This window comes from Acidobacteriota bacterium (genome assembly GCA_040752915.1).
In the GTDB taxonomy this organism is placed as follows: domain Bacteria; phylum Acidobacteriota; class UBA4820; order UBA4820; family DSQY01; genus JBFLVU01.
The window spans coordinates 1-12653 of the sequence record JBFMHB010000073.1 but is presented as its reverse complement, the minus strand read 5'-3'; the positions used below and the strand labels follow the sequence as shown (position 1 = coordinate 12653).

Below are 12653 nucleotides of genomic sequence, written 5' to 3'. Positions count from 1 at the left end.
AGGGCCGTGCAGCGGCCGGCGGGGAGGTCGGCGGGGCGAGCCTGTGCTAAGATAGGCCTTCCGCGGCCCCAGGGAGGGCTGGGGAGGGCGTGTGCGCGGTCGTCTGATCCCGCGCGGGGAGCGAACTCATGAAATGGAAGCGGGCCTCGACCCTACTGGTGGTGGCGGTTCTCACGACGGCGTGCGGTCCCCGGAAGCCCCCCTCGGTGCCCGGGGATGCGCCCCCCACCCCCCGGGCGGAAGGAACCCTTCCCGGAGACGAGCACATCAAGAACCCCGAGGTTGCGTACAACATGGCGCTGGAGTTCGCGGGCCAGAGGAACTTCGAAGCTGCCCACCACTACATCGCGCTGGCCTCCCGGATGGAGCCGCAGGCCAAGTACTCCTACGCGGACGCCCTGTTCTACCTTTCGGAAAGCCGCTTCACGGAGGCCCTGGCCAAGCTGGAAGCGGCCCTTCGGCAGGGACCAGGCACGTCGGAAAACCGCGTGGCCGTTCTGAACGCCATGGGCGTGTGCCACATGCAACTCAATCAGGATGAGCAGGCGTTGACGGTCTTGCGCGAGGTAGTCAACACGCCGGGCATGTTCAGCCGCTACGAGTCCTATTACAACATGGGCGTCATCTACATGCGGCAGAACAAGCTGATGGATGCGGAGGCGGTGTTCATCAAGGTCGTGGAGGAAAACCCCCGTTACCACCGGGGGTACAACAAGCTAGGGATGCTGGCCGCGGCGAAGGGGAAGTGGTCCGACGCGGCGCTCTACTTCAAGAAGGCCATTGACCTCCTCTCCAACAACTACGAGGGCCTCCAGAGCGACGGAGCCGAGATCTATTTCCACTACGGAGAGGCACTCTACCAGGAGAAGCTCTATCCCCAGGCGAGGGCGGCACTCCTGGAGGTCCTCAAGATCGCCCCGGAGGGCCCCTTTGGCCAGAGCGCCAAGAGGATCCTGCAGGAGATGGGGGAGGGCCGATGATCGGACGCATCCTCGACGGCCTCCGGAAGACTCGGGAGGCCCTCTCGGAGCGCGTGGGCGGACTGTTCAGCCGGACGACGGAGGCGGACGACTCGGACTTGGAGGCGCTCGAGGAGGCCCTCCTGCTGGCCGATGTGGGGCTCGACACCATCCGCGTCCTTCTGGACCGCCTGCCGCGCGAGGCGCGGGTCGATGGCAGGGGCCTCCGGGAAACCCTCCTCAAGCGGATGGCCGCCCTTTGGCCTCCGTCTCCCCCAGCGGAGGGCCCTCCCCCCGCGCCCTGGGTTCAGCTCGTCGTGGGCGTCAATGGTGTGGGAAAGACCACGACCATCGGAAAGATCGCCTCCCAGAGGGTCAAGAAGGGCCAGAAAGGGCTTCTGGCGGCCGGGGACACCTTTCGCGCCGCGGCCGCCGACCAGCTGGAAATCTGGGCCCGGCGGGCGGGGGCCGGGGTGGTCCGCCAAAAGGAAGGGGCCGATCCGGCGGCGGTGGCCTATGACGCCGTCCAGGCCGCCGTTTCAAGAGGACTGGATTTCGTCCTGGTGGACACGGCCGGACGGCTGCACGTGAAGCACAATCTCATGGAGGAGCTGGCGAAGATCCAGCGGGTCTGTAGGCGGGCTCTTCCCGGGGCGCCCCACCAGGTCACCCTGGTTCTCGACGCCACGACGGGGCAAAACGGGTTGAGCCAGGCCCGCCTCTTTACGGAGAAGGTGGGAGTGACCGACCTGGTCCTGACCAAGCTGGACGGCACCGCCAAAGGCGGCATCGCCCTGTCCATCGCGGCCGAACTCGGTGTGCCGATCCGTCTCGTCGGCGTGGGGGAACGGGTCGAGGACCTGGTCCCATTCGACCCCGAGGAATACGTGCGGGGCCTCCTGGCTTGAGAGAGGGCGCGATGGGACCCGAGGCCCGCTTCATGGAGGAGGCCGCCCGTGAGGCAGCGGGCGGGAGGGGGCTGACCCATCCCAATCCGGCGGTCGGCGCGGTGGTCGTCCGAGAAGGGATCGTCGTGGGCCGCGGATTCCACCGGGGGCCGGGCACGCCGCACGCGGAAGTGGTGGCCCTCCGGGAGGCGGGCGAGCGGGCCAGGGGGGCGGATCTGTATGTGACCCTGGAGCCTTGCAATACGTACGGCCGGACTCCTCCCTGCACGGAAGCCATCCTTTCCGCGGGAGTCGGCCGGGTCGTTGCGGCCGTCGCGGACCCCAACCCACGGGTGTCCGGGGGCGGCGCGGCGGATCTTCGGCGGGCCGGAATCCCCGTGGTCCTGCCGTTTATGGAGGACTTGGGAAGGGCGGTGGATCCCGCCTACCACGTCTTCTATGCAAAGGGACGGCCCTATGTCCACCTGAAGTTCGCCGTTTCCCTGGACGGTCACGTGACGGCCCCGGGCGGCGGCTACCTGACCGGTCCCCTGGCCCGAGCCCGGGTTCACGAGGACCGGTACGAAAGCGACGCCGTGCTGGTCTCCTCGGGGACCGTGGCGGTGGACGATCCGCTCCTTACGGTGCGGCTCGAGGGGCGGAAGAAGCGGATCCTGAGGGTCCTGCTTGATACCGCGGGACGGCTGACCGGGCGAGAGCGCGTGTTTGCCACCGCCCCTGGGGATGGACCCATCCTGGTGGTGGTCGGTCCCGGAGGCCGGGAGGGGCAGGTCCCCGGCCATGAGGGTGTCGAATGGACCAGGCTGGCCCTTCGTCCCGAGGGAGGCTTCGAGCTCGCCTCCGTGCTGGGTCTCCTCGCTCAGCGGCAGGTCATGGCGCTGTATGTGGAGGCCGTGGGACGCCTGGCCGGGTCCTTTCTTCGGGAGGGATGGGTGGACCGGGTGTCCGTCCACGTGGCGCCGGTGATCGTGGGAGGCCAGACCTCCCCCCTTGCCGTGGCCGAGCCTCTCACGGCGGGTGGGGCTGGCGGCCTTCCACCCGGAAGAGGAAGATGGGAGCTTGCGGCGCCGGACGCCATCTGGACCGCCGACCTGGAGGGAAAATGTTTACGGGCCTCGTGAAGGAGGTGGGGACCATCCGAACCCTCACCCGTCGAGGGCGGGAGGGGATCATCGAGGTGGACTGCGCCTCGGTGTTGGAGGGCGCCCGTCGAGGAGACAGCGTGGCCGTGGACGGCGCCTGCCTGACCGTGGAAAAGCTGGATCGCGGCGGGTTCTCGGCCTTTCTCAGCGCGGAGACTCTGTCCAAGACCACGCTCGGCGGGGCGGCACCGGGAACCCGCGTGAACCTGGAACCGGCCTTGGCCGCAGGGGACCGCCTGGGTGGCCACATGGTCCAGGGGCATGTGGACGGTGTGGCCTCGGTGGTTTCCCTGGAGCGGGTGGGGGAAGGCTGGAACCTGGCGGTGGATGTGCCGGGGGACCTGGTTCCCTTCGTCATCCCGAAGGGATCCATCGCGCTCGCCGGAGTGAGTCTGACGGCGGCCCGGGTGTCCGGTACTCGGGTGGAGGTGGCCGTGGTGCCGGCCACGCTGCGCGAAACGACCCTGGGCTCGTGGAGTCCCGGCCTCCGGGTCAATGTCGAGACGGACATGGTGGGACGCTACGTGGTGGCCTACCTCAAGGGCCTCCTGCCCCCGGGAAAGGGGTTCACCGTGGAGGATCTCAAGGCGCGGGGGTTCTGACCGCGCCGTCAACCGGCGAAGGGGAGCAGCCCCTGCGCCCTCATCAGGGAGACGCGCCATGCCACTCATATCCATCGAAAAGGCCCTCGGACAGATCAAGGAGGGCCGGTTGCTCATCATCTGCGACGACGAGGACAGGGAAAACGAGGGGGATCTGTACATTCCCGCCCAGTTCACGACGCCGGACGCCATCAATTTCATGGCGACCTACGGCCGGGGGCTCATCTGCCTCGCCCTGACCGGGGAGCGCCTGGATCAGCTCGACATTCCTCTCATGGTCCAGCACAACACCAGTTCGTTCCAGACCGCCTTCTGCGTTTCCATCGAAGCGCGGGACAAGACCACCACCGGCATCTCGGCTCACGACAGGGCGGCCACCATCCTGACCGCCATCGACCCCGCCACCCGGCCCGGCGACCTGGCCCGACCGGGCCACATTTTCCCGCTCCGCGCGAAGGACGGGGGCGTCCTGAGGCGTCCCGGCCAGACCGAGGCTTCCGTGGACCTGGCCCGTCTGGCGGGCCTCTACCCGGCGGGGGTGATCTGCGAGGTCATGAAGGACGACGGGACCATGGCCCGGATGCCTGATCTCATGGAGTTTTCCGAAAGGCACGGCGTGGACATCGTGACCATCGCCGATCTCATCAAGTACCGCCTTTCCAGGGAGTCCCTGGTCCGCCGGGTGGCCCAGCCGAGGCTGCCCACCAAGTACGGCGAATTCCGGGTCATCGCCTACGACAGCATTCTCACGGAGCGGACGCATATCGCCCTCACCATCGGGGAGTGGGGCGCCGACGACACGGTGCTCGTGCGGATGCACTCCGAGTGCCTCACGGGGGACGCCCTCTTCTCCTTGCGCTGCGATTGCGGCGCGCAGCTCGACGCCGCCATGAAGGCCCTGGCGCGCGAAGGCCGCGGGGTCATCGTCTACCTTCGCCAGGAGGGCCGCGGGATCGGGCTCCTCAACAAGCTGCGCGCCTACGAGCTTCAGGACCAGGGGATGGACACGGTGGAGGCCAACGAGGCCCTCGGGTTCGCGCCGGATCAGCGGGATTACGGCATCGGGGCGCAGATCCTGCACGATCTGGGCCTCAAGAGGATCAAGATCCTCACGAACAACCCGAAGAAGCTCGCCGCCCTGTCCGGCTTCGGGATCGAGATCGTGGACCAGATCCCCCTCGAGATCGCGCCCAACGACAACAACCGCGACTACCTCCGCACCAAGAAGGTCAAGATGGGGCACACGCTCAAGGAGGTGTGATCCCCCTGCAACCCCGATCCCCGTGGCGTCCCGGTCCGGTGACCGGTTTCTTCTCCGGGCGCTGTCAGGAGATGGGGAAGAGCCCCTCGCGCGGAAGGGAGCCCGCGAAGGGAATGGCTTCCGCTCCAGCGGGATAGACCACTTCCCAAAGGACCAACCCCTGGGCGGGAAGAGCCGGGATCTGGAAGCCCGGATTCTCCCCGGAAAGGGCCATTCTCACTTCTTGCTGGCCCACCCGGCCCCCGCCGACGGCCAGGAGGAGGCCCACGATGCACCGGACCATTCGGTGCAGAAAGGACGCTCCGGAAACGTGGAAGCACAGCAGGTCCCCCCGCTCCTCGATCCGGCACTCCGTGAGAGTCCTCCGGGGATTTCGCTCCCGCCCGTCGGACGTGGTGAAAGCGGAAAAGTCGTGCTCCCCGAGAAAGAGACGCGCGGCGTCCGCGACGGCGGAGAGGTCGAGGGCCCCGCGCCAGGCCCACACGTAGGGGGCGAGGAACGGGGGCACCGCGGCGCCGCGGCAAAGGTGGTACCGGTAGGTCTTGCCGGAGCACGAGTACCGTGCGTGAAACGAGTCGCCGGGCACGGAGACCCGGTACACGCGGATCTGGGGGGGGAGGTTTGCGTTCAGGCCCTTGAGGGTGGCCTCCGGGTGGCGCGCGAAGGTCGCGTCCACGTGGGCTGTGAAGGCCCTGGCGTGGACGCCCGAATCGGTCCTGGAGCAGCCGACCACGCGGGGGCCGCGATGGCCGACCGCCGAGAGAGCGGCGTCCACGAGCCCCTGGACCGTCGTGCCCCGGGCCTGGGCCTGCCAGCCCTGCAATCCCGTCCCCGCGAAAGCCAGGTCGAGACGCAACCGGGTCCGGTGGTGGATGGGGTCTTTGCGGGCCACGGCGGCGGCCTCAGGCGCGGGCTGGCGGTCCGGAGCCGGTCAGCTCAGGGCCCCCGGCATGGTCTGTTCGAGGAGGTCGGTGATGATCTTCTGGAGGTTGGAAGACTGGATGGGCTTGCTGATGTAGGCGTTCGCCCCCAGGGCCAGGCCCCGCTCCCGGTCCTCCTTGGCCCCCTCCGTCGTGATGATGACGATGGGCAGGGCACGGGTCTTCGGGTTTTGCCGGATGAGGGAAACGAGCTTCAGGCCGTCCATGACCGGCATGTTGATGTCCGTCAGCACCATGTCCACATCTTCCGTTTGCAGTTTCTTCAAGGCATCCACGCCGTCCACCGCCTCCAGGATGGTGCAACCCTTGAAGCGCTTGAGGGAGAAGGAAATGAGCTGCCGCATGGTGGGGGAGTCTTCCACGACCAGAAAGCGCAACCCTTCCATACCGTACCCCCTCACCCTTTCGCGACGGGCGTGGTCAGCAAGTCCAGGAAGCCCTGAATGGTGTTCAGTTTCCGCTCGGATTGGGAATAGAGCTTGCTGGAGAAGACGGCTGTGGCGGCGTGGGCGGCGAGCAGGGAGAAGAGCTCGTAGTCCACGGCGGTGAAGGCATCCTTCTGAACGAGGAGCTTGCCGATGTTGATGACGCCGATAACGTTCTCCTTGATCTTCAGCGGGATGCACGCGATGGGGTGTTCAAAGTCCACGCTGTACCCGGTGCCGGCCTGGTTGATGTAGTAAGGCTCCCCGGACTTGGCCACCCGCCCCAGGATGCCTTCCCCGATCCGCACGGAGGGGAAGACCTGGCCTTCGTCGTATCCTTCGTGGGCGATGGTACCCAGCTCGTTGGTCTTTTCGTCCAGAAGCATGATGGAGAAAACCTCGGCCCCGATGAGGTTGATGATGATCTCCATGACGATCTGGACCACTTCCTGGAAATCCAGCGTGGAATGGAGCTGGTAGGAGGCGACATACAAGTTGGCCAGGTTGTTGTTCTGCTCCTCCACCTCCACGTACCGCTGGGCGAAGTCCTTGTTCTCCTCCTCGACCCGCTGGAAAGCCGTTTCCAGCTCGCGCTTCTCCCGTTCCACCGCCTCCAGGCGCTTCCGGAGGTGCTCCAGCTCCGCTTCCAGGCCTCGGTTCTCCCCCGTATGGGACTGGAGGGAGGCGACCTGAAACCGGAGCCGCTCGTTTTCCTTCAAGAGATCCTGGATGAATTCCTTCTGCTTGGACAGCATCTGAAGGAATTCCTGGCTCTTCTTGAATACGTCGCTGTGGTCTTCTGGCATCGCAGGATCCCGTCTGGGGAGGTTTGTACCACAGGGTCAGGGCGATTGCAACGAATTTTCTTCCAGGATGGCGTTTCGGTTGATGAGATCGGTGATGCCTTCCAGGTCGCCCACGTGGTCCGCCACGCCGGCCCGGACCACCTCCTTGGGCATTCCGTAGATGACGGCGGAAGTCTCGCTCTCGGCCAGGACGATGCCTCCCGCCCCATGGACGGCCCGGGCGCCCTCGGTCCCGTCGTCCCCCATTCCGGTCAGCACGGCGCAAAGGCAGTTCTTGCCGTATATTTCGGCCAGGCTGGCCAGGAGGATGTTGGCGCAGGGGGCGAAGCGGTCTTCGGCCCGGCGTTCGGTCACGCGGAGGACGACCTGCTGTCCCTGATGCCCCAGGCGGGTCTGCCTGCCTCCCGGGGCGATGTAGACGGTCCGGGACGCAAGCACCTCCCCGTCCACCGCCTCGTGAACCGTCCTGCCCGTAAGCCCCTGGAGGCGTTCGGCAAAAAGCCGGGTGAAGACGGGGGGCATGTGCTGGCAAACCAGGATCGGCGACAGGATCTTCTTGGACAGGCCCTGCAGGATCCTCTGGACGGCGGGCGGTCCGCCGGTGGAAGCCGCCAGGGCCACCACCTCCGCCCTCCGGGCGCCCCGGGCCTGGGGCGGGGGATCGGGCGGCATGGGGGCGGCGGCGTCGAGCCGCTTGCGGACCCTGTCTAGCTTGAGGGACGGGATGGAGAGGATCTTCGCGAGGAGTTCCGCCTCCATGTTCTTCAATTCTGGGGAGGCTGTGCGCGTGGGTTTGACCACGAAATCCACGGCGCCCAAGTCCAGGGCCTTGAAGACCGAACGGTCCGATTCCCGGGCCGACACCACGATCACCGGCATGGGCCGGTTGGCCATCACCCATCTCAGGACCGCGAAGCCGTCCATGTTGGGCATTTCCAGGTCGAGGGTCATGACATCGGGTTGGAGACGGAGGATCTTCTGAAGGGCATCCTCACCGTCGAAGGCCTTACCCACCACCTCGACCTGTCCCGAGCCCTCGAGGATCTCGGAGATGATTTTGCGATTGAAGGACGAGTCGTCCACGACGAGGACGCGGATCGGTCTCACGGAGCCTCCTTGGTGTAGACGAGGTCCGTGGGGAGGTGGATCAGTCGGAACCTGTCCGTAACCGATATGAGGCTCTCGGAGTGCCCCAGGAGAAGGAAGCCCCCCTCTCGAAGTTTCTCGTGGAATCGCTCCATGACCCGAACCTTGGCGTCCATGTCGAAATAGATAATGACGTTGCGGCAGAAAATCACGTCAAAGGGCAGGAGAAGGCCGTAGCGCTCCGTCTCGAAGAGGTTGAAGCGGGAAAACTGGACGCGGCGTCGGACCTCCTCGCGGAGTCGGTACTTTCCGGGACCTTCCGATTGGAACCAGCGCGCCTTGAAGGACGAATCCACGCCTCGGAAGGAGCTTTCGGAATAGATCCCTTCCTTGGCTCGGGCCAGGACTCGCGTGTTGATGTCCGTCCCCAGGATTTCAAAGCCCCCGTCGGTCCACAGGCCGGATTCCGCGAGGAGGATGGCGACGGAGTAAGGTTCCTCCCCGCTGGAACAGCCGGCGCTCCAGATGCGGATCCGCTGGCCCGGCCTGGCCTCCTTCAAGCGCGGGACGATGTCCTTGACGAAGCACTGGAGCTGGCGCTCCTCGCGCATGAAATAGGTCTCGTTGGTGGTGATCAGCGAGATGAGCCGGTCCCACTCCTGCAGCCGGTCCGGATCGAACTGCAGGTAGTGGTAGTAGTCCATGGGGGAGAGCCCACCCAGCGCCTCGAGGCGGTTTTCCAGCCGCTTTTCGAAAAAGAACCGGCTGGAGGGCCCGAAGGAGAGCCCCAGCTCGTCGTGCACGAGCTTGCAGTAGAGTCGGAACAGCTCGTCGTCGAGGAGGTTCCGCTCCGGTGCGCCGCTCTCCCAAAGGGCCATCGTCTAGGAGTTCTCCAGGTGCTTGAGGATTTCGATGAGGATGAGTTTGGTCTGAAAGTCCACCGATTGGGCCTCGTGTTCGATCAACCGCTGGTTCTCCCGCCCGAGGCTGAGGAAGAAAGAGAAGGCGGCGTCCTTGAGGACCGGGTCCGTCAGGTAGTTCAGCATGCGGGGGACGGCCTGCACGGCCCGGAGGGACACCAGGGCCTGGATCACGGTCTGCTTGACCAGCGGATCCGGATCGTGCTCCAACTCCTTCAGCAGGAAGGGAAGGTAGCGGTCGTCCTGGGAGGACCCCATCAGTTCGATGGCCGTGGACCGGATTTCCCAGTGGACGTCGTCCAGCGCCTCCTCCAGAACGCGCAGGGCGTCCGGACGGTGGGACCGGGCCAGGGCACCGAGGGCCGCCCTCCGGATCTCCAGGGGGGCGTCGCTCCGCCGGGCGAGAGCCATGACCTGTGGAAAGAGGGCCCCGCACCCCACTTCTCCGAGTCCCTTGAGGGCCCCCAACTGAACGGGAAGGCCGTCCTCCTCCAGGACCTTGAGCAGGGCCTCGGCCACCTGGGGGACCGTGCTTTGCGCCAGGTGGACCGCCGCCTCGGAGCGAACCCAGACATCGGGGTCCGTCAGGAGGGTCATGAGGGTCTCGCGCTGGCGGGCGAGAAGCTCTCGGCCGAGGGCGGATACGGCCGTGCGTCGGACTTTCGGATCCGGGTCCCCCAGGAGGGGAAGGAGGGGTTCGAAGGACGTGGATCCGGCCCGTTCGGCCACCAGGCGGACGACGGTCCTACGGACGGCTGGGGAGGCGTCCCGAAGACCGGGGAGCAGCTCGGAGGTGTCGGTGCCGAGGCCCTCGGACAGCAGGAGGTAGCCGGCTCGGCGGACGCCTTCCTCCTCCTCCTCGGTCATTTTGCGACCCACCTCGGCCAGGCGATTCCGGTGGGCCGGGTTGCGCCTGGCCATGGAGCGGAGCGCCTGGAGGGCCGTCTCATGAAAGGTCGAATCGGGCTCCCTGAGCACGCCAATGAGTTCCTGGAGGGCGCGCGGGTCGTCCAGTTCCCCCAGGGCGGAGAGGGCCTCCATGCGAACCTGGACATCCTCCTCCCGGGCCTGGCTCAGGAGGGGGACCACCGCTTCCGGACCGCCGGTCTTTCCAAGGAGGCGGATCAGGAGCACCCGCTGGTTGAGATCCACCGCACGGCTGAGGCGCTGAACCACGGCGCGGGTGGCCGACTGGCCGTAAGCCGTCGCGGCGGCATAGGCGTCCTTCTGGAGGTAGACGTTGTCGAGTTCGTCCAGGACCCTGTCCAGGAGGCTCAGATCGCCCAGGGCCCCGGCCACCGCGATCATTCCCCGCCGTTCGGGAGCCTTGGACTCGGGCCAGGCCCTGTCGAGGGGCTCGAGAAGCTCCATCGGGAAGTGGCTCCGGATCAACCGGGCGAGTTCCGCCTGGTGTCGCGGGAGAAGGGGAGCGGGGATGCCCGAGTGGTGCAGGCGCCCGAGGGTGTCCATCAGGTCGCCGAGAGGGGTCTCGCCCCCCCGAGCCCTCTCCAGCAGGAAAGGGACCACGGTGAGGTCGGACATCTTTCCGAAGGACTTGAGGACGGCCTTCCGGAACTTCCGATCCTCGTACAGGTCCATCAGCTTGGCGGTGGCCTGGGGGCCCCCGATGTGGCTCAGGGCCTCGATGAGGTGGTACCAGAGCCAGTCATCCTCCCGCCGGAAGATGTCGAAGAGGACGGGCAGGCTGCCCGTGTCCCGGAGCTGACCCAGGCTCGTGATGGCCGCCGAAATGATGTTCTTGTTCTCGTGGCTCAGGTAGTAGATCAAATGGGGCGCGGACGTTCGGGAGGGGATCTCCCCGAGCAGTGTGACCAGGGCGAGCTTGACGTCGAGGTCCCCTTCCACGAGCTGGTCGTAGACGCTGGGGAGAACCTGGGGACCGATTTTGACGAGGGCCTCGACCGCCGAATTGCGCTTGCCGGCGTTTTCGGAATCGTACAGGGCGCCGAAGAGGATCGGAAGCGTCTCCTGTCCCGGGTAGAGGAGGAGAGATTCCACGGCGGCCTTGCGCACCCTCCAATTCGGGTCTCCCAGCAGGCCATCCAGGAGAGCCAGGGCCTCCGCGCTGCGGGATTCCCCGAGGCCGAGGGCCGCCTTACGCCGCGTCTCCGCGTCCGGAGCCCGGGCCTGAGAGCGCAGGGCCTCGATCATCGCCCCCCTCCTCTCGCCGCCGACCAGGCGACGTACTGGTTCACCACTTCCGACAGGAGTTCCCCTGCGCCCGGTTTCTTGCCCTCGAGATACCGTCGCGCCTCCGAGGCCTCCTGGGGAAAGGCCGCGAAAAACCCGGGGGCGTCCTTGATTCGGGCCATCTTTTCCGGGTGGTAGACCATCAGGTCCGCGAAGACGCTGCGGGCCAGGCGAAGGGACTCGGTGTCCTTTGAGCCTGGCGAGGAACCGTCGACCGCCAGGGGGAGGTGGAGATGGTAGGCCAGCTTCTGAAGGACCGCCTGCTCGGTGTACCCCTCTTCGAGATAATCGTCGGCGCCGTACAGGGACTCGGGGCGGCGGTGGTAGCGACGAGAACTATGGATGGCGCCCATCAGAAGAATGGCCTTCGGGGAGCGTCCAAGTTCCCGGAGGCGGGCGATCAGGTCGACCCCCATGAGCCCGGGCAGGTAGGGGTTCACCAGGAGCAGGTCAGGCCGCCTCTCGGTTACCGCTTCCAGGGCCGTATATCCGTCTTCCGCCATCACCAGGCCGAAACCCTGGCGCCTCATGACGTCGATCACGAAATTCCGAAAATCCCGCTGGATGTCCGCCACGACGGCCGTGGCGACGTGGCCCTGGCCCTCCAATTCGTGCCTGTGAGCCTCGGTTGGATTCGAAAGGAACTCCCTCCCGCATCCCCGGCAGTGAACCCGGAGGAGCTTGGCGTGGTCGGCGGGGAGTTTGTACCGCTTGAGGCAGTAGGGGCAGTGGACGTACATACGGCCTCCGGGTCAGAGCTCGAAGGTGAGGAAGAGGGGGAGATTCAGGAACGCGACGGCCCGGCCGCCGTGGTGGAAGACACCCTCTACGTACTCCTGGATGACGGGCCGGAACCCGTCCGGCGGGGGTTCGAGGGACTGCACGTCCACCTCCACCAGCTGCTCGATCCCGTCCACCAGGAGCCCGAATTGGTCCGCTCCCATATCCAGGATCACGATCTTTCTACCCTCGGGGTCGGAAGGGCGGTGGATCCCCAGCCGGGCGGCGACGTCGAGGACGTTCACGATCTTTCCGCGGAGCGTCAGGATTCCCTTGAGATAGGGGGGGGCGTTGGGGATGGGCGTGATGTCGCGCTCGTCGATGATGAGGGTGATGTCGTGGATGGGAATGGCGTACTTTTCCCGATGAAGGACGAAGACCAGGAGTTTCTCGCCCCCGGCGGATCCGGTTCGTCCGGCGACCTCTCCCCCTTCCTCGGCCGAGGGCGGAGTGGCGGGTTCCGGTGTCGGCGTCCAAGATGGGGGAAGCGCATCCGATCCGGCTGGCGTCGGGGCGGACGGCGGAGGCGCCGACTCGGGTTCGGACGGGGGCGGAACCGCCCCCTCCGCGGGAGTGCGGACATCCTCTTTCGGAGATTCCGGCCCGTTGGGG

The 12653-nt window shown here is 66.4% G+C and carries 13 protein-coding genes; 5 read left to right on the top strand and 8 right to left on the bottom strand.

Features of this window, described 5'->3' with window-relative positions; all coding sequences use genetic code 11:
• Positions 1-128 precede the first annotated feature (128 nt).
• From AB1824_11510 to AB1824_11490, 5 genes are read left to right on the top strand one after another with little or no spacing between them, the layout of a single operon-like run.
• Positions 129-980 carry a tetratricopeptide repeat protein gene (locus AB1824_11510; protein MEW5765592.1) on the top strand — a complete coding sequence of 284 codons (852 nt, stop codon included), beginning with the start codon at positions 129-131 and terminating at the stop codon, positions 978-980.
• The gene (ftsY, locus tag AB1824_11505) at positions 977-1867 is read left to right on the top strand and encodes a signal recognition particle-docking protein FtsY (protein ID MEW5765591.1); all 891 of its coding nucleotides are present in this window, start codon (positions 977-979) and stop codon (positions 1865-1867) included. The genes AB1824_11510 and ftsY overlap by 4 nt, the downstream gene beginning before the upstream one ends.
• Before the next feature lie 11 nt (positions 1868-1878).
• Positions 1879-2988, top strand: a complete 1110-nt coding sequence (gene ribD / locus AB1824_11500) for a bifunctional diaminohydroxyphosphoribosylaminopyrimidine deaminase/5-amino-6-(5-phosphoribosylamino)uracil reductase RibD (GenBank protein ID MEW5765590.1) — start codon at positions 1879-1881, stop codon at positions 2986-2988.
• On the top strand, positions 2970-3611 hold the full coding sequence (locus tag AB1824_11495) for a riboflavin synthase (protein MEW5765589.1): 642 nt from the start codon (positions 2970-2972) through the stop codon (positions 3609-3611). Before ribD ends, AB1824_11495 begins: the two co-directional genes overlap by 19 nt.
• 58 nt (positions 3612-3669) lie before the next feature.
• Positions 3670-4872 carry a bifunctional 3,4-dihydroxy-2-butanone-4-phosphate synthase/GTP cyclohydrolase II gene (locus AB1824_11490; protein MEW5765588.1) on the top strand — a complete coding sequence of 401 codons (1203 nt, stop codon included), beginning with the start codon at positions 3670-3672 and terminating at the stop codon, positions 4870-4872.
• Positions 4873-4936: 64 nt separating this feature from the next.
• On the opposite strand, the gene truA is transcribed toward AB1824_11490, so the two are convergent.
• From truA to AB1824_11450, 8 genes are all read right to left on the bottom strand, one after another.
• Positions 4937-5764: a tRNA pseudouridine(38-40) synthase TruA gene (truA, locus tag AB1824_11485; GenBank protein ID MEW5765587.1), complete on the bottom strand. Its 828-nt coding sequence runs from the start codon at positions 5762-5764 to the stop codon at positions 4937-4939.
• A gap of 39 nt (positions 5765-5803) precedes the next feature.
• Positions 5804-6199, bottom strand: coding sequence for a response regulator (locus AB1824_11480; GenBank protein ID MEW5765586.1), 396 nt, complete (start codon positions 6197-6199; stop codon positions 5804-5806).
• 11 nt (positions 6200-6210) lie between these two features.
• Positions 6211-7044, bottom strand: coding sequence for a GAF domain-containing protein (locus tag AB1824_11475; GenBank protein ID MEW5765585.1), 834 nt, complete (start codon positions 7042-7044; stop codon positions 6211-6213).
• Between the two features lie 36 nt (positions 7045-7080).
• Entirely contained in the window at positions 7081-8151 is a 1071-nt protein-coding gene (gene cheB / locus AB1824_11470; GenBank protein MEW5765584.1) for a chemotaxis-specific protein-glutamate methyltransferase CheB, read from the bottom strand.
• Positions 8148-9008 carry a protein-glutamate O-methyltransferase CheR gene (locus AB1824_11465; protein MEW5765583.1) on the bottom strand — a complete coding sequence of 287 codons (861 nt, stop codon included), beginning with the start codon at positions 9006-9008 and terminating at the stop codon, positions 8148-8150. The genes cheB and AB1824_11465 overlap by 4 nt, the downstream gene beginning before the upstream one ends.
• A 3-nt stretch (positions 9009-9011) precedes the next feature.
• Complete coding sequence (locus AB1824_11460; GenBank protein ID MEW5765582.1) at positions 9012-11222, bottom strand: HEAT repeat domain-containing protein; 2211 nt, start codon at positions 11220-11222, stop codon at positions 9012-9014.
• Positions 11219-12001 carry a response regulator gene (locus AB1824_11455; protein MEW5765581.1) on the bottom strand — a complete coding sequence of 261 codons (783 nt, stop codon included), beginning with the start codon at positions 11999-12001 and terminating at the stop codon, positions 11219-11221. The genes AB1824_11460 and AB1824_11455 overlap by 4 nt, the downstream gene beginning before the upstream one ends.
• Before the next feature lie 12 nt (positions 12002-12013).
• A partial coding sequence (locus AB1824_11450; protein MEW5765580.1) for a chemotaxis protein CheW occupies positions 12014-12653 on the bottom strand: 640 nt, incomplete at its 5' end.

What these genes read in the sequence shown, in the direction of transcription:
- ribD (MEW5765590.1), top strand. Translation starts at nt 1,879, where the DNA reads ATGGGACCCGAGGCCCGCTTCATGGAGGAGGCCGCCCGTGAGGCAGCG.
- AB1824_11475 (MEW5765585.1), bottom strand. Translation starts at nt 7,044, where the DNA reads ATGCCAGAAGACCACAGCGACGTATTCAAGAAGAGCCAGGAATTCCTT.
- AB1824_11455 (MEW5765581.1), bottom strand. Translation starts at nt 12,001, where the DNA reads ATGTACGTCCACTGCCCCTACTGCCTCAAGCGGTACAAACTCCCCGCC.
- AB1824_11495 (MEW5765589.1), top strand. Translation starts at nt 2,970, where the DNA reads ATGTTTACGGGCCTCGTGAAGGAGGTGGGGACCATCCGAACCCTCACC.
- AB1824_11460 (MEW5765582.1), bottom strand. Translation starts at nt 11,222, where the DNA reads ATGATCGAGGCCCTGCGCTCTCAGGCCCGGGCTCCGGACGCGGAGACG.
- AB1824_11490 (MEW5765588.1), top strand. Translation starts at nt 3,670, where the DNA reads ATGCCACTCATATCCATCGAAAAGGCCCTCGGACAGATCAAGGAGGGC.
- AB1824_11480 (MEW5765586.1), bottom strand. Translation starts at nt 6,199, where the DNA reads ATGGAAGGGTTGCGCTTTCTGGTCGTGGAAGACTCCCCCACCATGCGG.
- ftsY (MEW5765591.1), top strand. Translation starts at nt 977, where the DNA reads ATGATCGGACGCATCCTCGACGGCCTCCGGAAGACTCGGGAGGCCCTC.
- AB1824_11510 (MEW5765592.1), top strand. Translation starts at nt 129, where the DNA reads ATGAAATGGAAGCGGGCCTCGACCCTACTGGTGGTGGCGGTTCTCACG.
- AB1824_11465 (MEW5765583.1), bottom strand. Translation starts at nt 9,008, where the DNA reads ATGGCCCTTTGGGAGAGCGGCGCACCGGAGCGGAACCTCCTCGACGAC.